Source organism: Bordetella genomosp. 8 (assembly GCF_002119685.1).
GTDB lineage: Bacteria > Pseudomonadota > Gammaproteobacteria > Burkholderiales > Burkholderiaceae_B > Bordetella_C.
Genome location: NZ_CP021108.1, coordinates 1,268,059 through 1,285,793 on the forward strand (window position 1 = coordinate 1,268,059; position 17,735 = coordinate 1,285,793).

The 17,735-nt window shown below is 67.7% G+C and carries 17 protein-coding genes and 1 tRNA gene; 8 read left to right on the top strand and 10 right to left on the bottom strand.

The genetic code is table 11. The features are described 5' to 3' along the window. The first annotated feature begins 20 nt into the window (after positions 1–20). Positions 21–605: a TIGR01841 family phasin gene (gene phaP / locus CAL12_RS05760; protein ID WP_086063618.1), complete on the top strand. Its 585-nt coding sequence runs from the start codon at positions 21–23 to the stop codon at positions 603–605. Between the two features lie 204 nt (positions 606–809). Here the strand turns inward: phaP and CAL12_RS05765 are convergent, their stop codons facing one another. The 8 genes from CAL12_RS05765 to CAL12_RS05795 all read right to left on the bottom strand — a co-directional run bounded on the left by CAL12_RS05765 (position 810) and on the right by CAL12_RS05795 (position 6,535). Beyond that, positions 810–1,859, bottom strand: coding sequence for a quinone-dependent dihydroorotate dehydrogenase (locus CAL12_RS05765; protein WP_086063619.1), 1,050 nt, complete (start codon positions 1,857–1,859; stop codon positions 810–812). Between the two features lie 42 nt (positions 1,860–1,901). Continuing rightward, positions 1,902–2,645, bottom strand: a complete 744-nt coding sequence (locus CAL12_RS05770) for an arginyltransferase (protein WP_086063620.1) — start codon at positions 2,643–2,645, stop codon at positions 1,902–1,904. Between the two features lie 60 nt (positions 2,646–2,705). Then, positions 2,706–3,473, bottom strand: a complete 768-nt coding sequence (gene aat, locus CAL12_RS05775) for a leucyl/phenylalanyl-tRNA--protein transferase (RefSeq protein ID WP_086063621.1) — start codon at positions 3,471–3,473, stop codon at positions 2,706–2,708. Then, positions 3,470–4,045, bottom strand: coding sequence for an NUDIX hydrolase (locus tag CAL12_RS05780; RefSeq protein ID WP_198298383.1), 576 nt, complete (start codon positions 4,043–4,045; stop codon positions 3,470–3,472). The genes aat and CAL12_RS05780 overlap by 4 nt, the downstream gene beginning before the upstream one ends. Further along, positions 4,042–4,659: a DUF2946 family protein gene (locus CAL12_RS05785; protein ID WP_086063622.1), complete on the bottom strand. Its 618-nt coding sequence runs from the start codon at positions 4,657–4,659 to the stop codon at positions 4,042–4,044. Before CAL12_RS05785 ends, CAL12_RS05780 begins: the two co-directional genes overlap by 4 nt. Before the next feature lie 35 nt (positions 4,660–4,694). Then, the gene (locus tag CAL12_RS28010; protein WP_157792895.1) at positions 4,695–5,645 is read right to left on the bottom strand and encodes an aldose 1-epimerase; all 951 of its coding nucleotides are present in this window, start codon (positions 5,643–5,645) and stop codon (positions 4,695–4,697) included. A 170-nt stretch (positions 5,646–5,815) separates the two neighbouring features. Further along, positions 5,816–6,163, bottom strand: a complete 348-nt coding sequence (locus CAL12_RS28015; RefSeq protein ID WP_157792896.1) for a hypothetical protein — start codon at positions 6,161–6,163, stop codon at positions 5,816–5,818. A gap of 298 nt (positions 6,164–6,461) precedes the next feature. Next, positions 6,462–6,535 (bottom strand) — tRNA-Cys (locus CAL12_RS05795). Between the two features lie 203 nt (positions 6,536–6,738). On the opposite strand from CAL12_RS05795, the gene CAL12_RS05800 reads away from it, so the two are divergent. Continuing rightward, positions 6,739–7,701, top strand: coding sequence for a LysR family transcriptional regulator (locus CAL12_RS05800; protein WP_086063624.1), 963 nt, complete (start codon positions 6,739–6,741; stop codon positions 7,699–7,701). 91 nt (positions 7,702–7,792) lie between these two features. Here CAL12_RS05800 and CAL12_RS05805 read toward each other — a convergent pair whose 3' ends face one another. Beyond that, the gene (locus tag CAL12_RS05805) at positions 7,793–8,650 is read right to left on the bottom strand and encodes an oxidoreductase (protein WP_086063625.1); all 858 of its coding nucleotides are present in this window, start codon (positions 8,648–8,650) and stop codon (positions 7,793–7,795) included. Positions 8,651–8,937: 287 nt separating this feature from the next. Between CAL12_RS05805 and CAL12_RS05810 the strand changes: the two genes are divergently transcribed. The 5 genes from CAL12_RS05810 to CAL12_RS05830 all read left to right on the top strand — a co-directional run bounded on the left by CAL12_RS05810 (position 8,938) and on the right by CAL12_RS05830 (position 15,406). Then, entirely contained in the window at positions 8,938–9,606 is a 669-nt protein-coding gene (locus CAL12_RS05810; RefSeq protein WP_086063626.1) for an RraA family protein, read from the top strand. 551 nt (positions 9,607–10,157) lie between these two features. Continuing rightward, positions 10,158–11,606 carry an aldehyde dehydrogenase family protein gene (locus CAL12_RS05815; RefSeq protein WP_086063627.1) on the top strand — a complete coding sequence of 483 codons (1,449 nt, stop codon included), beginning with the start codon at positions 10,158–10,160 and terminating at the stop codon, positions 11,604–11,606. Between the two features lie 32 nt (positions 11,607–11,638). Next, the gene (locus tag CAL12_RS05820) at positions 11,639–13,393 is read left to right on the top strand and encodes a thiamine pyrophosphate-requiring protein (RefSeq protein WP_086063628.1); all 1,755 of its coding nucleotides are present in this window, start codon (positions 11,639–11,641) and stop codon (positions 13,391–13,393) included. A 10-nt stretch (positions 13,394–13,403) separates the two neighbouring features. Beyond that, entirely contained in the window at positions 13,404–14,399 is a 996-nt protein-coding gene (locus tag CAL12_RS05825) for a ketopantoate reductase family protein (RefSeq protein WP_157792897.1), read from the top strand. A 32-nt stretch (positions 14,400–14,431) separates the two neighbouring features. Next, complete coding sequence (locus tag CAL12_RS05830; protein WP_086063630.1) at positions 14,432–15,406, top strand: Bug family tripartite tricarboxylate transporter substrate binding protein; 975 nt, start codon at positions 14,432–14,434, stop codon at positions 15,404–15,406. Here the strand turns inward: CAL12_RS05830 and CAL12_RS05835 are convergent. Beyond that, positions 15,403–16,407: an alpha/beta fold hydrolase gene (locus CAL12_RS05835; RefSeq protein WP_086063631.1), complete on the bottom strand. Its 1,005-nt coding sequence runs from the start codon at positions 16,405–16,407 to the stop codon at positions 15,403–15,405. The two genes, CAL12_RS05830 and CAL12_RS05835, sit on opposite strands and share 4 nt — an antisense overlap. 235 nt (positions 16,408–16,642) lie before the next feature. On the opposite strand from CAL12_RS05835, the gene CAL12_RS05840 reads away from it, so the two are divergent. Further along, a complete protein-coding gene (locus CAL12_RS05840; protein WP_086063632.1) occupies positions 16,643–17,716 on the top strand; it encodes an alpha/beta fold hydrolase in 1,074 nt (357 codons plus the stop codon). Positions 17,717–17,735: the final 19 nt, after the last annotated feature.

A 17,735-nucleotide genomic window follows, 5' to 3' on the forward strand; every position in this document is an offset into this window, starting at 1 on the left:
GCACTAGAGGAGATCCCCTAATGAGCGCTATTCCGCAACAAGTTTTCGCCCGCCAGAAAGCCAGCATCAATACCCTGGTCGCCACCCAGTCGGCGCTGTTCGCCGGCTTCGAAAAGCTGATCGACCTGAACCTGAAGGTCATCAAGGCCACCATGGATGAAGTCGCCCTGCGTTCGCAGCAGGCCGCCGATGTAAAGGATCCGCAGGAAGCCCTGGCGTTCTCCACCGGCCTGGTGCAGCCCAGCGCTGAAAAGGCCCTGGCCTACGGCAAGCACGTGTACGACATCGTCGCCGGCGTGCAAGGTGAACTCGTGAAGCTCGGCGAAGAGCATATCGCCGACAACCAGGCGCAGCTGTCCGAAGCCATCGACCAGATGGCCAAGAATGCCCCCACCGGCACCGAAGGCGCCGTGGCCCTGATCAAGTCCTCGCTGGCCACCGCGACCAGCGCGTATGACTCGATGACCAAGGCTGCCAAGCAGGCCGCCGAAGTCGCCGAATCGAATCTGAATGCCGCCGCCAATGCGACCTTCAAAGCTGCGTCGGATGCCGCCGATGCCGCCAACAAGGTCGCCACGCCGCGCAGCCGCCGCGCCGCCGCCTGAGCCGAGATCGTTCACAGGTAGCACGCGCCGCCCTGCGGCGTCATCGAAGTAAGCCAGTTTGAGCAGAGCTGGAGCTGGGCCGCCCTATGGGCGGCCCTTTTTTGTCTGCCGTCGCCAGGCGCACCTGGTCCAGCAGCGCTTCGATGGGGTGACGGATGTGTCGGCCGCGCGGGACAGGCCCGGCGGCGGCCGTGCGCGCGACGCTCAGGTGGCGCGCTTCGACACCGCGTCCACGCATTCGCGGACCAGCTCCGGGCCGCGGTAGATCAGGCCGGTGTACAGCTGCACCGCATCGGCCCCGGCCGCCATTTTTTCCGCTGCCTGGCGGCCGCTGTGGATACCGCCCACGCCGATGATGGACAGGCTGGACCCCAAGCGTTGCTTCAAACGGGCGATCACCGCAAGGCAGAGTTCGTGCACCGGCGGGCCCGACAGGCCGCCTGCTTCGTCGGCATGCGGCAGGCCGGCCACGGCCGTGCGCGACAGGGTGGTGTTGCTGGCGATCACGCCGTCCACGCCATAGCGGGTGAGGATATCGGCGATCGCATCGACCTGTTCCGGCGTCAGGTCGGGCGCGATCTTGACGGCCAGCGGCACGTCGCGGCCATGCGTATCGGCCAGTTCCTTGCGCGTGTCGCGCAGGCGGCTCAGCAGGTCGCTGAGCTCGTCGCCGCCCTGCAGGGAACGCAGGTTCTGCGTGTTCGGTGACGATATGTTCACCGTCACGTAGTCGGCGTGCGGAAACACGCCGCGCAGCCCCTTCAGGTAGTCGTCCGCGGCCTGGGCGATGGGCGTGTCGGCGTTCTTGCCGATATTCAATCCCAGGATTCCACCGCGCGCCCGCCACTGGCTGCGCTTGACGTTGGCGATGAACGCATCCAGTCCCAGATTGTTGAAGCCCAGCCGATTGATCAGCGCATTCGCCTTGGGCAGCCGGAACAGCCGCGGCTTGGGATTGCCCGGCTGCGGCCGTGGGGTCACCGTGCCGACCTCGACGAAGCCGAAGCCCAGGTTGCCCAGCGCATCGATATAGGCCCCGTTCTTGTCCAGCCCCGCGGCCAGGCCGACGGCGTTCGGCACGCGCAGGCCCATCAGCGTTACCGGCGCCAGCGGCGCGGCGTGCAGCAGTGAACGCGTCAGTCCGCATTCATAGGCGCGCTGCAGGCTTTTCAGCGTGACTTCATGCGCGGTTTCGGCGTCCATGGCGAACAGGGCCTGGCGCGCGATCGGATAGGCGTGGAACAGGATAGACATGGGGCGGCATTGTAGAGCCATCCGCCGGCGGCGTGGGGCGTATCAGCGCGGCCCGTCTTCGTGCGCGGGGGGGCTCTGCCAGAGGCCCTCGATCAGCAACTGCGAAGGGCGAAAGCCGGCCTTGTAGGCCATCTTGCGGCTGGCGCCGATCCAGTACCCCAGGTACAGCCAGGGCAGGTCCAGCACGCGGCACTGGTCGATCTGCCACAGGATGCTGTAGGTACCCAGGCTGCCGGGATGATCGGGATCGTAGAAGGTGTAGACCGACGACAGACCTTCGTCCAGCACGTCGATGATGGACACCATCGCCAGGGTCCCATCCGGGTCGCGGAACTCCACCAGCCGGGTGTTCACGCGGCTGGTCAGCAGGAATTGCGCGTATTGCGTGCGGCTGTCCTCATCCATGCCGCCGCCTGGGTGGCGGCCCTGCTGGTAGCGCGTGTAGAGCTCGTAGTGCTCCGGCGACCAGGCCAGCTCGGCCACGAAGGGCCGCAGGTCGGCGTGTCGCTTCCAGGCCCGGCGCTGGGTGCGGCTGGGCGTGAACCCTTTGGCGTCCACGCGCACCGGAATACAGGCCTGGCAGCCATCGCAGTGCGGTCGATAGGTGAACAGGCCGCTACGGCGGAAGCCTTGTTCCACCAGTTGCGAATAGGTGCCGGCATGGATCAGGTGGCCCGGCGCGGCCACTTGCGAGCGCGCCTGGCGCCCCGGCAGGTAGCTGCAGGGGTAGGGGGCCGTGGCATAGAACTGCAGGGTAGAGAAAGGGAGTTCTTTTAGCTGGCTCATGCGCGGCCGCCAGCCGGTGTGAGGCCCGGTGGCGGTTCGGACATGATAACGCCAGTCGCGCTAGCACGCGCCATCGGTTTCCGCGGCCGGCAGGGGCAGCAGCCGGCCTTGCGTATCGAGCCGGCCGGGGCGCCAGGGCGGCGCGGGCCGGGCCACCAGTTCCGCCACCCGGGCGACGAACCGCGCGCGCGGCAGCGGCCGCGCGCCCAGGCTGGCCAGATGGCCGGTCTGCTGCTGGCAGTCTATCCAGGGCACGCCGTGGCTGGACAGGAAGCGCACCAGGTGCGCCAGCGCGATCTTGGATCCGTCCGTCACGCGCGTGAACATCGATTCGCCGAAGAACATCGCGCCCAGGCTGACGCCGTACAGCCCGGCGCACAGCTCGCCGTCGACCCAGGTTTCTACGCTGTGCGCGGCGCCGGCGCGGTGCCAGTCGGTATAGACGTCGCGCATCTCGCGCGTGATCCAGGTGCCGGACAGGTGGTCGCGGGGCGCGGCGCAGGCTTCCAGCACCTGCTCGAAGGCGGTGTCCACGCGCACCTGGACGTGAGGCTGGGCCTGTTGTTCATCGCGCGCCAGGCGACGCAGCAGCTTGGCCATCGAGTGCGAGACGACGAAGTCTTCGCAGGCCAGCACCATGCGCGGATTCGGCGACCACCACAGCACCGGTTCGCCGGCCGAATACCAGGGAAAGATACCGCGGGAATAGGCTTCGGTCAGGCGCGCCACGGACAGGTCGGCGCCGGCCGCGAGCAGGCCGTCGGGCTCGCTCATCGCGGACTCGACCGGCGGCAGCGGCGTGTCGGGATCGACCCAGGGAAGCTTCAATGATGCTCGAGCGAGTAGCGGTGGGTGGCGAAGACACCCCGCCGGCGGTCGTCCAGGTAGTGCCGCAGCGTCGTGACGACGGTGCGGAACGACAGGTCATCCCAGGGGATGTCCGCTTCATCGTAGTAGCGCGCTTCCAGGCTTTCGGGGCCGGGATCGAGCTCCGGACCCAGGGCGCGGGCCAGATAGTAGATGTGCACCTGATCCACCTGCGGCACGTCGATGACGGTGAAGAGCTCGCCCAGTTCCACGCGGGCGCCGGATTCTTCCAGGGTTTCGCGGGCGGCTCCCTGCGCCGAGGTTTCGCTCAGCTCCATGAACCCGGCCGGCAGCGTCCAGGTGTCGTAGCGGGGCTCGATGGCGCGGCGGCACAGCAGGATGCGGTTTTCCCACACCGGCACGGTACCCACCACGACCCGCGGATTCTGGTAGTGGATGGCGCCGCAGTGGTCGCAGATGTCGCGTTCGCGATTGTCGCCGTCGGGCACGCGCCTATCGACCGGCGATCCGCACTGGCTGCAGAATTTGGCGCGGCGGGGAGCCGGGAAATAGTGTGGGGGCTGTTCGCTCATGATGCCGATTCTACCGGCTTGGCCGGAAGGCCGGGGTTGGCCACGAAGCCCAGTTCGCGCGGCAGGCTGCCGCGCGGGATCCGGCGCAGGGGCGCCCGGTCTTTCGACGCCGGATGGCGTACCTGAAGCACGGCGCCCTCTTCCAGGGCGGCCGCCGCTTCCAGCGCGTCGCCGCCGTCCTCCAGCCGCATGGCGTCCATCACGACGGCAACGTCCCGCCCCGCCACCATGCCCGGGCCGACATCCGTCCGCGCATACAGCTGGTGCGCATCGTCCAGATACCAAGCGGCGACGTCGCCCACGGCCTGGCCGGTATGGGTTTCCAGCACCGAAGCGTCCGCGCCGCTGCGCAGGATATAGGGGGCCGCGTCCAGGCGGACGTAGACGCGCTGCGGCCCGTTCTGGAAGAACCAGCGGCCCTGTTCGTCGTGACCGTAGTTGCGATCCATGAAGGCCAGGATGGCGGTGTTGGAAATCGACATGCCCGGTCCGGCCTGCGCGGCATTGCCCTGCGGATGCAGCTTCCAGCGGCCCTGGGCGTCCAGCGACAGCCAGCCTGCCACGGCGGGAACGTCGGGCCAGCGGGCGATGGCTTCCAGCACTGATGGGTCCATGGGGTCTCCTGGTGTCCGTGCGGATGGCGCGGCGGCTAGCCCGCGCCGGCTTCGGCCAGCGTCGAGGGCAGCAGCGAGATGCCGCCGGCAAGCGTTGCGCCCGGGGCCAGTACGACTGTTCCGGTGGCAGGATCCGCGACCGTCGCATTGCCGCTGGCGGCGGTGCCGCCCGCATATCGGTTGAAGGCATCGGTCATGTGCGAAACCGGTTCGATGGCCAGGTGCGGCTTGCCGGGCGGGGTGAAGATGACGAGATGGCTGAATGCGGCGTCCGCTTCCAGCCTGACGGCGGCATCGCGTTCCGGCCAGGCCACGCACGCATGGCCGGAGAAATCGCGGAAAACGTTGTCGTAATCGGTTTCCGTCACCGCCAGGCGGGTCGCCAGCGCCGCCGGGGGCGGCGCCAGGTGCGTGGGCAGATGGTCGGCGTCGTTGACCCACATATCGCCGACGCCCGCGCGTATCCAGGTTTCAGCGGTGCGCGGGAAATACGGATGCCAGCCCAGGCCGGCGGGCTGCGGCAGGGTGCCGGTGTTGCGGATGGACAGCGTCATGCGCAGGCCATTTTCGCGCAGGTCGAACGTCTGCCGCGCGGCATAGGGGAAGGGCCAGGCCGGCGACGCGTCCTCGGGCACGTAGTCCTGTTCCAGCACGGCCTGGTGGCCGGTGCGCGAGGCGATGCGCCAGGGCCGCTGCCACGCCAGGCCGTGCATGGGCAGCGGCGCGTAATCGACGGTGGGCGGGATGGCGTAGGCGTGACCGCCGAAGCGCAGGCGTCCGCCGCCGATGCGGTTGGAGTAAGGCAGCAGGGGATAGCAGGCCGTGAGTCTGGCGATATCGGGCAGGCCGTCGCTGGGTCGCAGGATGGGGATGCCGCGCCAGGAGTAGCGCAGGATGGTCCCGCCCAGGCCGGGGCAGAGTTCGACGCTGGCATCGCCATGTTGCAGCCGCAGTATGGGGGTGTCGCGGGGTATTGTGTCGTTCATGGGCCGATTATGGCTCATCCACGCATGCCCGGTCCTCGCTGGAGGGGGCCCGGCGGGAACATGTTTTGCGGCGCGCGGCAGGCAGCGGAGCCGTTTCCGCGACGGAGCCTCACCATGAAAAAGACGCGTAAACAGCAGGCGAGAAAACGTTCGGCCCTCCTGGCCGTGCTCTACGTCGCCACGGCCATCGTGCTGGCCATGGCGCCCTGGGCGGCTTCCAGCGTGCAGGCCGCGGACCAGCGGTCGTCTTCGGGCTCTTCGCGCCCGTTGATGCCGGGCAACCAGCCGGCGGGAACGGGGCTGAACCAGCCTGTTCCCGGTTCCACCATGGGGCCGAACGGGCAGCGTCCCGGCACGCCCGCGCCGCCGGCCGGTACCGGCGTGCCGCCGACGTCGAAGGTGCCTTCGGGCGCGCCGTCCAGCTCCATGCCGGGGCAGGGCACCGTAAGCGGCAGCAAGGGAGCGCCCGGTTCGATCGGCGATCCCGCCGGTGGCACGGCGGGGTCGCGCGGGGCCAAGGACAATCAGCTCGGCCGTTGAAGCCGGTACGGAGCGCTTGTCCGGGCGGCTGGCCCCTCGCATCCGGAAATGCCCCGGGGCATCCTCAGAAAAAAGCCGCCCCGTCGGGGCGGCTTAAGCTCGTGTGAGATTCGGTCTACCAAACCAAATCCAAGGCAATTTTGCCGTCATTACGGCAACTTAGGAAGTTGGCGTTAACCACGATGCTGCCAGGTTAGGTCAGCAACCCTTGACAGTAATCCTTGAGACGGCGACACCAATGAAAACGGCCCCCATCGCTGGGGGCCGCTGAAATCCTGGAGGCGCAAGCCGGAATCGAACCGACGTACACGGATTTGCAATCCGCTGCATAACCACTCTGCCATTGCGCCTTGATATTGCCTGGTATTGCTTTGATAGCCTTGCTGCTGCTTCGCTATCGCCTGCGGCGATCCCCTCAGGGCCCGCGGTGATCCCCTAAGGGAAGCCCAAGATTCTAACATCATCCGCGGGCGGCCTGCAGCGTCGCTCGTCAGGCCGTGCAGAGCGCCTGCCGGGATGCATAAAATCCGCGCGGAACAGCAAAGGGGATTCCGTGAACGAGATCCGCGCCATTTCGCTTTTTGTCAGGACGGCCACGCTGGGCAGCCTGCGCAAGGCCGCTATCGAGCAGGGCGTGACGCCGCAGGCGGCCAGCCTGGCGGTCACGCAACTGGAAAAGCATCTGGGCATACGGCTGTTCCATCGCACCACCAGGCGGATCAGCCTGACCGACGAGGGCCGCCGCTTCCTGGAATCCGTGCAATCGCCGCTGGATGCGCTGAACGACGCCATGCACAGCGCCCGCCACGCGGACCTGGCGAGCGGGCCATTGCGGGTCACCGCGCCGCGCAGCCTGGGCTACTCGGTGCTGTGGCCGCTGTTCGAGGCTTTCGCGCGGGCGCATCCCGACGTGCACCTGGACATCCAGCTGGAAGACCGCCTGCAGGATTGGGTGGCCGAACGCATCGACGTGGGCTTTCGTACAGGGCAGCAGCCGGACGGACGCATCATCGCGCGGCGGGTCCTGCCGATACAGCTGATCGTGTGCGCGTCGCCGGAGTATCTGGCGCGCCATGGCGCGCCGGCCGGCATCGAGGATCTGGGCGCGCATCGCTGCACGGGGTATCTGCAGCCGAATACGGGCAAGGTGGCGCCCTGGGAATTCCAGGTAGGCGACGACGTCGTCTACCGCGACGTGCCGCCCGCCATCTGCATGAACGATCCCGACCTGGAAACGCGCGCCGTGCTGGCGGGGTTGGGGATAGGGCAGCTGGGGAGCTTCAACGCGGTACCCCTGATCCGGGCGGGGCAATTGGTGCCGCTGCTGCTGTCGCACACGGTGCAGCGTATCGCGATGTACCTGTACTACGCGCGCCGTACGCAGATGCCGAAACGGGCGCGGCTGTTCATCGACTTCATGATGGAACGGCTGCTGGCCAGCACCGAATGGCATCTGGGCGAGGAAGAACTGCGCGCCGGAAAGCCGGCGCGCAAGCGCCAGCCGCGCAAGGGATGATCGTGCGCGGATGCCCCGTGTACGCCCCGTGGGCGTGGCCCGTGATTCGGAGCTTCGCGCCAGACCCGGGCTTCGTGCGTGGCGCACGACCTTACCTGGGAAAGTCCGTCGACGCGGCCAGCTCGCTCCAGGCGGCGGTTTCCTCGGCGACGTAGGCGTTCTTGTCGGCGATGGCGGCCAGCGTATCGGTACCGAAAGGCATGCGCAGCGGCGGCTGGTCGGCGTCCACCAGCTTGATCATCGCGGCGGCCAGGCGCTTGGGGTCGCCCGGCTGCTGATGGTTGATCTGCACTGCCCGTTCGCGGACCTGGCCGGCGGTTTCCGCGTAGTCGGCGATGATCGTGGGCGACTTCACCAGCGAGGTCGCATCCAGGAAGTCGGTCCGGAAATAGCCGGGCTCGACCACCGTGGCATGGATGCCCAGCGGCGCCAGCTCGTCGTGCAGGGCTTCGGTCAGGCCTTCGACCGCGAACTTCGTGGAGCAGTACACGCCGAAACCCGCCGCGCTGCGATAGCCGCCGATGGATGAGATGTTGATGACGTGGCCGGCCTTCCGTTCGCGCATATGGGGCAGGATGGCGCGCGTGACGTTCAGCAGTCCGAAGACGTTGGTGTCGTACATCCGGCGGACGTCGGCGTCGTCGGCCTCTTCGACGGCGCCCAGCAGGCCGAAGCCGGCATTGTTGATCAGCACGTCGATGCGGCCGAAGCGGCCGATGGCGGCGCTGGCGGCGGCACGGGCCTGCGTTTCATCGGTGACGTCGAGCTGGACGGCCAGCACGTTGGGCGCGTCGCCGAAACGTTTCGCCAGAGCGGCGAGGTTGCGGCCGGCCACCACCACGGCGTTGCCGTCGGCCAGGGCCGCGTCGGCGATCAGGGCGCCCAGGCCGCGCGCGGCGCCGGTAATGAACCACACGCGCTTGAAAGAGGATGAAGTCGTAGTCGTCATGGCAATTCTCCGGGATATCAGGTGAGAGGGCACGGCCCGCATGCATTTGCTTGTGGCGCCGCGTTCGATGCCACTTTAGGTTTCCGCCCGTATCCGGCCTAGCCACGGAATACTGATTTGATTGACAAGAAAAACTTGTTAATCCGTCCTCCATGGCCTCGCAAGCGGGTTGCCAGCAAGGGTCGTTTACGATGTCCCCGAAGCGTCGCGCGGCGGCTGGAGGCCGGCCTGCGGCGCGGGCGCGCCAAGCATCCCGACTCTGTCGCGCCAAACACGGAGAACTGCCCATGATCGGTTTTGAGATCCATACCCGCCGCCGCGCCGTCGCCGCCAATATCGTCGCCAAGTACGTCGGCCTGCCCGTCGCCAATATCAGCGACGTCATGTCCCGGATGACCGCCGGCGGCCCGCGCCTGCGTCCCATGCATGACGGCAGCTTCATGGCGGGACCGGCGCTGACGGTCCGTACGCGGCCGGGCGACAACCTGATGGTGCACAAGGCGCTGGACCTGGCGGCGCCGGGCGACGTGGTCGTGGTGGATGCCGGCGGGGATCTGACCAATGCCATCATCGGCGAAATCATGGTGTCGTACGCCAAATCGCGGAAGCTGGGCGGCATCGTCATCAATGGCTCGATCCGCGACGCCGGTGCCTTGCGGCGCGGCGATTTTCCGGTGTTCGCGGCAGGCATTACCCATCGCGGCCCCTACAAGGACGGCCCGGGCGAAATCAATTGCACCATCGCGCTGGATGGCATGACCATCGAGCCGGGCGACCTGGTCGTCGGCGACGACGACGGCCTGCTGTGCATTCCCTACGACCAGGTGGACGCCATCTACGAAGCGGCCAAGGGCAAGCACGCTGCCGAGGAAAAGACCTTCGCCAACATCGCCGCGGGCAAGCACGACACCAGCTGGGTCGATGCCCGGCTCAAGGCGCTGGGCGTGATCAAGTGAACCGGAACGTCCCGGCAGATATACGCTGGGCGGTATGGTTGATAATTTAAATTCATTTCAGACTGCATGGCTCCGACAGGATAATTTCCTTCGAAGACGAATGACAAAACAAGCACGGGGATCGCGTCGCCACGTCTGGACGAGCGATCCAACCGGCACATGCCGACCCCGGCGGGTAATGCCACCGGAGGCGGCCATAGCAGCCGCGCCATGCGGCTAGCCATATGGAGACAGTCATGGCCATGCTTTCCCGCGCGCGGCTTCATCGCGCCTGTTCCATTCCCCCTCACGACCCGCGCGTCGCGCGATCGCCTTTGACGCGCGCCGCGGCGCGGGATCCGCGCGACAGCGCGGGCTAGCGCCCGCCGCCGGCGGCACGCCCTTGCGAGCGCCGTGGCCAGGCCACGCCGCATACCGATCTCGACATAGACGCGCCTGCGCCCACTCCCGCGCGCAGGCGCGATGGATACGTACGTCCGTCGCCTGGAGGCGGGGACGTCGCGCCACACTTTTCGACCCTCTTACCTCGAACCCCTTACAGGACGACGCGCATGCAGCTTGCCAGGCACCATATCGACGGAAAGTGGACCGACTCCATCGGCGGGCGCGACAGGCACGGCGTGTCGAACAACCCCGCGACCTCGGAACCGGCGGCTCGCTACGCCGATGGTGGCGTGGAAGATGCGCAGGCCGCCATCGCCGCGGCGCGGCGCGCTTTCGAGCAGACCGCCTGGCGCCGGTCGCCGCGGCTGCGCGCCGACGTGCTGTGGGACTACGCCGTGCGCCTGGACGCTCGCAAGGAGGAAATCGCCGACTGGCTGGTGACGCTGAATGGCAAGCTGCGCCGCGAAGCGATCGGCGAGATCATGGCGGGGGTGTCGGAGCTCAAGTACTACGCCGGCCTGGCGCGAAATCTGTTCGGACGGCTGATCGAAGTGGAGCCCGGCTGCCATGCTTCGCTGCGGCGCGAGGCCGCGGGCGTGGCGGGCATCATCCTGCCCTGGAACGCGCCCATCACGCTGCTGGTGCGATCGCTGGCGCCGGCGCTGGCGGCGGGTTGTTCCACCGTCATCAAGCCGGCCTTCCAGACCGCGCTGGCCCATAACCTGGCCCTGGAATGCCTGACGGTGGATGAGCGGCTTCCGGCGGGCATCGTCAATTCCGTGATCGAAAGCGGATCCGCGGTGTCGGAGACGCTCTGCGCGTCGCCGGAGGTGGACGTTGTCAGCTTCACCGGATCCACCGCCGTGGGCAAGAAGATCGCGGCCGCCGCCGCGGGTACGCTCAAGCGCCTGTCGCTGGAGCTGGGAGGCAAGGCCCCCGCGCTGGTTTTCGCGGATGGCGCCTCGGACGCCACCATCAAGGGCATCACCGCGGGCAGCCTGATACTCGCGGGCCAGCAATGCACCGCCATCAGCCGCGTGCTGGTCCAGGACAGCGTGTATGACGACTTCACCCGCCGGCTGGCCGCATCCTTTCGATCGGTAAGGGTAGGGCCGGGCAACGATCCCGGATCGCAGATGGGCAGCCTGATCGACATCGCCAGCCGCGACCGCGTGGCCGGACTGGTCGCGCGCGCCGGCGACGCCGGTGACGTACTGGTGCGTGGCGAGGCGCCGGACGGCGCGCTGGCCAAGGGCGCTTTCCTGGCGCCCAGCCTGGTCGCCATCGATGACCTGGAATCGGAATACGTGCAGCGCGAACTGTTCGGCCCCTTGCTGGTGGTCGAGCGATTCAAGGACGAAGAAGACGCCATCCGCCGCGCCAACGCCACGCGCTACAGCCTGGCTTCCAGCGTGTGGACCGCCGACGCGATGCGCGGCGAACGGGTGGCCGCGAGGCTGCGCTTCGGCACGGTCTGGGCCAATACCCACAACCGCCTGTTCGCCGAGGCGGAAACCGGCGGCCACGCCGACAGCGGCTATGGCCGCTTGCACGGGGTGGAAGGGCTCAACGATTTCCTCGAGACCAAGCATTACTACTTCGAGACCGGCGTCTGACCGCACCGCGACGAAACAACACAGGAGACGACATGGACACGCAGCAAACCGGTTCGGGCGCGCAGACCCGGCGCACGACGGCGCACTATTTCCTGGAAGGACTGGCCGATACGGGCGTCGAGTACATCTTTTCGAACCTGGGCACCGACCATGTGACGCTGATCGAAGAGCTGGCGCGCTGGCAGCGCGAAGGCCGGCGCGCGCCCGCCACCGTGCTGTGTCCCCACGAAAATGTCGCCATGCACATGGCGGCCGGTTATGCGGCCATGACGGGACGCGGGCAGGCCGTCATGGTGCATGTGGATGCCGGTACCGCGAATGCGGCCATGGGCATGCACAACATGTTCCGCAGCCGCCTGCCCGTCATGCTCATGGCGGGGAAGGCGCCTTACACGCTGCGCGGCGAGCTGCCGGCCTCGCGCGACAACTACGTGCACTTCGTGCAGGATCCGTTCGATATCGGCAGCCTGGTGCGTCCCTACGTGAAGTGGGAATACACGCTGCCTTCCGGCGTCGTGGCGAAGGAAGCGCTGCGGCGCGCCCATACGATGATGCAAAGCGATCCGCCCGGGCCGGTGTACATGACCCTGCCGCGCGAAACCCTGGCCGAGTCCTGGCCGGAGACGAACATGCCGTCCTATCCGGCCGATCGCTATGGCGCAGTGATGCGCGGCGGCATCGATGCCGAACAGGCCGAGGCCATCGCGCGCGACCTGATCGCGGCGCAATTGCCGATTGCCGTGACGGCTTACCTGGGCCGCAACCCCCAGGCCGTGGAGGCCCTTACCCGGCTTGCCGACCGCTGCGGCATGCGGGTCTATGAATTCATGCCCACCTACATGAACGTGCCGCGCGACGCGGCGTGCTTCGGCGGCTTCGACCCCAAGGCCGGCCTGGCTGGCGCGGACTTCGGCATGCTGCTGGACGTGGACGTTCCCTGGCTGCCGGCCTTCGCCGAAGCGAATCCGCGCACTGCCTGGACCCACATCGACGTGGACGCGGTCAAGCAGGACTTTCCCATGTGGGGCTTCGCCACGCATCGGCGCCTGCAGGCCGATTGCGGACGCGCCCTGGAACAGGTGCTGGCGGCGGTGGAGCGCCTGGCCACGGCCGATTTCGACCAACGCGCCCGGCAGCGCCGCGAGGCCTGGGAAGCCGACAACGCGCAGCGCAGGGCCATGCTGGCGCGTGCCGCGTCGCAGCCGGGCGCGGCGCGCGCGCTGTCGGCGCCGTATGTGTGCGCCGCCGTGGGCCGGGCCATCGCCAGCGACGACGTGGTCGTCAACGAAGCCATACGCAATTCGCCCGCCGTGCTGGGACAGATCCCGCGCAGCCGACCGCTCAGCCTGCTGGGATGTTCCGGCGGCGGCCTGGGCTACAGCGGCGGCATGGCGCTGGGCGTGAAACTGGCGCGTCCGCATGCCCGCGTGGTGCAGATCGTCGGCGACGGCGGCTTCCATTTCTCCACGCCGACCTCCGTCTACGCCGTCGCCCAGCAATATGGCCTGCCCATTTTCACGGTGGTGCTGGACAACGGCGGCTGGCAGGCGGTCAAGGAAGCCGTGCTGCGGGTATATCCCGAAGGCGAGGCCGCCGGCGTGGACAACTTCCAGGCCCGCCTGGCGAACCGCGGCGAGCGTCGTTTCGACCAGGTGGCGATGGCCTTCGGCGCGCATGGCGAGTACGTGGACGAGCCCACGCAGTTGGAGGCCGCGATCGCGCGCTGCCTGGCCGCCGTGGACGCGGGGCAGGCGGCGGTCATGCACGTGCGCATCGCGGCGCTGTAGAGGAGCAGCCATGCGGCGCATACTGATCGTGGGGTGCGGCGCCATGGGCGGCATCTTTGCCGCCCACCTGGCCGCCGTGGCGGACGTGACCGCGCTGGACGTCAATGCGGACCATGTCCAGGCGATACGCGGGCAGGGCTTGCGTGTGGAAGGACCCGAGCCGCGCACTGTGCCCTTGCGCGCAGTCATGTCGGCGGATGAGCTTGCCGGCGAGTCCTTCGATGCGCTGATCTTCCTGACCAAGTCCGGTCAGACGGGCGCAGCATGGTCGGCCCTGCGGGCCGTCCTGTCCGGCACGCCGCTGCTGGTCACGCTGCAGAACGGCATGGGTAACAGCGAGACCCTGCAGGACGGCAGCGATGCGCCGGTGGCGCGCGGCATCACGCTCGACGCCGGCCGTTACCTGGGGCCGGGCCGGGTCGAACACCTGATCCGCGGCAATACGACGTGGATCGGTCCCATGCGTGGCGCAGTGGAGGACTGCGACTGGCTGGCGCGCCTCTTGAGCGAGGCCGGCATGCCCGCGCAGGCGATCGCCGATCCCATGGACGCGGTCTGGTCCAAGTTCATATTCAACGCGGTGATGAACCCCGTCGGCGCCTTGCTGCTGGGGGTGAACCGCGCCCGGTATGAGGTGCCGCAGGTGCGCGACCTGATCGACGATCTGGCTCGCGAATGCATGAATGTGGTGGCCGCGCTGGGCGGCCGGCTTGCCTTCGATCCCATGCAGCTGGTCAAGCAGACGCGTGCCGGCGAGCGCCCGATCACGCGCCATGCGGGGTCCATGGCCCTGGACATCGCGCGGGGCGCGCCCACGGAAATCGAGGAATTGACCGGGTTCGTCGTCCGCGAGGGCGACCGGCTGGGCGTCGACGTGACGGCATGCCGCACCGTCTATCGCCTGGTCAAGGGATTGGAGCTGGCGCGCGCGATCCAGCTGGACGACAACGTGAATCACACCGTGGACGACGCCGTGGAAAACAAGGCGCCGCCGCCCGCGAGATAACAAAACCCTATAAAACACTGGAGACATGAATCATGACGCTTATCCCCGAGCGCGGCTTGCGCGTGCTGGCCCTGGCGGGCATGCTGGCCGCGACCTGCGCCCACGCCGACGACACCTATCCATCCAAGCCGATCACCATCGTGGTCGGCTATAGCACGGGTGGAGCCAACGATCTGCTGGCCCGCGTCGTGGCGGAAAAAATGTCCACCCTGCTGAAGCAGCCGGTCATCGTGGAAAACAAGCCGGGGGCGGGCTCCATCATCGGCGCGAACTTCGTGGCCAAGGCCAAGCCGGATGGCTACACGTTGCTGATGGGCGCGAGCGGCCCGATTTCCTTCAATCCTTCGCTGTACAAGAAACTGCCCTACGATCCGCAGAAGGACCTGACGCCGGTATCCCTGGTAGGCACGTTCCCGCTGGTGCTGCTGACGCAGAAGTCCAACCCGGACACCGGGTCCCTGCCCGCCTTGGTCGAGTATGCCAAAGGCCATCCCGGCAAATCGAACTACAGCGCCAGTTCGGCCTCGTTCCAACTGATCACCGAGCTGTTCAAGCGCCGTACGGACACGCAGTTCGAATACATCCCCTATAAGGGCAGCTACGAATCCGTGATGGCCGTCAGCACGGGCGACGCCACGATGACGCTGGCCGATTCCGGACCCGCCATGCAGGGCATTGCCGGCGGCCGGGTGCGGCCGCTGGCGGTGACGTCGCCGAGCCGGACCGCTTTCCTGCCCGACACGCCCACGATGAAGGAACTCGGCATCGACATGAACGTGGAGCTGTGGAGCGGCCTGTTCGTCCCGGCCGGCACCCCGCCCGCCGTGGTCCGGAAGCTCGAGGCTTCGATGAAAACCATCATGGACGACGCCGACGTCCGCAAGCGGGTGGAAGGCATGTCCATCAACCCGGTCAGCAGCACGTCCAAGGCCTTCGCCGCCCGCATCGCCGAAGAAATCCCCCTGTGGCAGAAGGTCGCGGCGGACGCCGGCATACAGCCGAACTAGCGGCCTGTTTCGGCGAATTCGCCGATGCGGCGCGCCAGCGCGCGTGGGTACTGGTACATCATCGCGTGGCCGGCGTCGTCCACTTCCAGCGCCGTGGAGCCGGGCAGCGCCTGCAGCAAGGCGTCGCCGTTGCGGGGCGCCAGGATGGCATCGTCCTTCGCATAGGCCACCAGCGTCGGGACGCCGATATGGTCCAGCGCGGCAAAGGCCCGCTTGTCCACGGTCCACGCTCGCAGGATGGCCTGCTGCGACCGGGTGACCTGGGCCGGAACGCTGACCGGGCCATAGTCGGCCGGACGGAACATGTCGCGCGCGAAGCAACGGTCCGCCTGTTCGCGGACATTCGCGGGGAACAGCACTGCCATCACCTGCGAGAATGTGACGCCGGGTCCGCCGGACAGGACGCGCATGTCCTGTTCCGGCACCGGGGCGCCCGCCGGTCCGGGGGGCGCCGTATTCATCAGCACCGCATTGCGCACCTGTTCCGGCTGCCGGGCCAGCAGGGTCTGGACGATCATGCCGCCCATCGACCATCCCAGCATCGTGACGTCCCGCAACTTGAGCGTCTGCATCAAGGTCGACGTATCGCGTGCCAGATCCTCGATACCGTAGTCGCCGGCGGCCGGCCCCGACCCGCCTATGCCACGGTTGTCGAACACGATGACCTCATGCCGCCTGGCCAGTTCGCCCAGGAAGTACGCGTTCCAATTGGCGATGGTGGCGCGGTAGCCCGTGACCAGCACGATGGGACTGCCCTGGCCGAACCGGTAATAGGCGATGGGCCCCCGCGGCGTGATCACGTACCGTTGGGTAAGGTCGGCTTGTGCGTCAGGGCGGCGCGGATCCGCGCCGCACACCATGGCTTCCTTCCAGTTGACCGGCTGGGCCCATGATGCGCCGCCGGTGCCCAGGGCGGCCGAAACGGCCAGCGTGGCCGTTGCCAGCAGTTTGCGCCAGGCCGGGCCCGGGCCGGGCCGGCGGAACGCCGTCATAGGGTGCATGCGTTTATCCTCCCGCGCTCGCTCGTGTCGGGCATCGCCATCGACCGGCGGGCCACCCGCCACATCTTAGCGGCTGTCCAAGGCGCAATGTATCGCACTGTATACGGATGCCCGGGGCCGGTACACGGCGATACCGCCCAGGCCCAAATCGAAAAAATGCCCGATACATCGGTCCGGTGAAATGCGTGCAATCCGTACCACGCACCCCCGAACACCTCGCACAGGAGAGCCACCGATGCCGGACCAGATCAATAAACGCCGCCGCCGTTTCCTCGGGACAGCCGCCGCCGGTATCGGCGCCGTCGAGCTGGCCATGGCCGGGCTGGCCCACGCCGACGCCGCGCCGCCCGTCGGCCAGCCCGGGGATGAACCTGCGCCTGCCCCCACTGGCAAGGCCGCCCGCGCCGTCGCCGCATTTCCGGTGATCCGGCAGGTCGACGCGGGACCGCTGAACATCGGCTACGCCGAGGCGGGTCCCGCCGATGGCCAGGTGGTGATACTGCTGCACGGCTGGCCCTACGACATCCACAGCTATGCCGACGTCGCGCCCATGCTGGCGGCCAAGGGCTATCGCGTCATCGTCCCCCATCTGCGAGGCTACGGCACCACGCGTTTCCTGTCCGAACAGACGCGGCGGACCGCGCAGCAGACGGCGGTCGCGGCCGACATCATCGCGTTGATGAATGCGCTGCAGATCCGCCGTGCGGTCATCGGCGGTTATGACTGGGGCGCGCGCACCGCGAACGTCATCGCCGCGTTGTGGCCGGAGCGTTGCAAGGCCATGGTGTCCGTCAGCGGTTACCTGATCGGCACGCAGGCGGCAAACCAGGCGCCGCTGGCGCCGGACGCGGAGTTGGCATGGTGGTATCAGTTCTATTTCTCCACGGAACGCGGCCGCCTCGGCTATGAAAAGAACTGGCACGATTTCGCGAAACTGATCTGGAAGACCGCATCGCCCAGATGGCGCTTCGACGATGCGACCTTCGAACGGTCCGCCGCGTCCCTGGCGAATCCCGACCATGCCGCCATCACGATCCACAATTACCGCTGGCGGCTGGGCCTGGCCGAAGGCGAGCCGCAATACGATGCGCTGGAAAAGCGGCTGGCCGGCCTGCCGGCCATCGCGGTGCCCACCATCACCATGGAAGGCGCGGCCAACGGCGCGCCGCATCCGCCGCCCGCCGCCTACGCGAACAAATTCACGGGCAAGTACAAGCACATCGACCTGCCCGGCGACATCGGCCATAACCTGCCGCAGGAGGCGCCGCGCGAGTTCGCCGACGCCATCATCGAAGTGGCCAGGTGGTAGCGGGCGCGGGCATGCCCCG

Coding starts and splice junctions, on each gene's coding strand:
- phaP (WP_086063618.1), top strand. CDS start 21: ATGAGCGCTATTCCGCAACAAGTTTTCGCCCGCCAGAAAGCCAGCATC.
- CAL12_RS05765 (WP_086063619.1), bottom strand. CDS start 1,859: ATGTCTATCCTGTTCCACGCCTATCCGATCGCGCGCCAGGCCCTGTTC.
- CAL12_RS05770 (WP_086063620.1), bottom strand. CDS start 2,645: ATGAGCCAGCTAAAAGAACTCCCTTTCTCTACCCTGCAGTTCTATGCC.
- CAL12_RS05780 (WP_198298383.1), bottom strand. CDS start 4,045: ATGAGCGAACAGCCCCCACACTATTTCCCGGCTCCCCGCCGCGCCAAA.
- CAL12_RS05785 (WP_086063622.1), bottom strand. CDS start 4,659: ATGGACCCATCAGTGCTGGAAGCCATCGCCCGCTGGCCCGACGTTCCC.
- CAL12_RS28010 (WP_157792895.1), bottom strand. CDS start 5,645: ATGAACGACACAATACCCCGCGACACCCCCATACTGCGGCTGCAACAT.
- CAL12_RS05805 (WP_086063625.1), bottom strand. CDS start 8,650: ATGACGACTACGACTTCATCCTCTTTCAAGCGCGTGTGGTTCATTACC.
- CAL12_RS05810 (WP_086063626.1), top strand. CDS start 8,938: ATGATCGGTTTTGAGATCCATACCCGCCGCCGCGCCGTCGCCGCCAAT.
- CAL12_RS05815 (WP_086063627.1), top strand. CDS start 10,158: ATGCAGCTTGCCAGGCACCATATCGACGGAAAGTGGACCGACTCCATC.
- CAL12_RS05820 (WP_086063628.1), top strand. CDS start 11,639: ATGGACACGCAGCAAACCGGTTCGGGCGCGCAGACCCGGCGCACGACG.
- CAL12_RS05825 (WP_157792897.1), top strand. CDS start 13,404: ATGCGGCGCATACTGATCGTGGGGTGCGGCGCCATGGGCGGCATCTTT.
- CAL12_RS05830 (WP_086063630.1), top strand. CDS start 14,432: ATGACGCTTATCCCCGAGCGCGGCTTGCGCGTGCTGGCCCTGGCGGGC.
- CAL12_RS05835 (WP_086063631.1), bottom strand. CDS start 16,407: ATGCACCCTATGACGGCGTTCCGCCGGCCCGGCCCGGGCCCGGCCTGG.
- CAL12_RS05840 (WP_086063632.1), top strand. CDS start 16,643: ATGCCGGACCAGATCAATAAACGCCGCCGCCGTTTCCTCGGGACAGCC.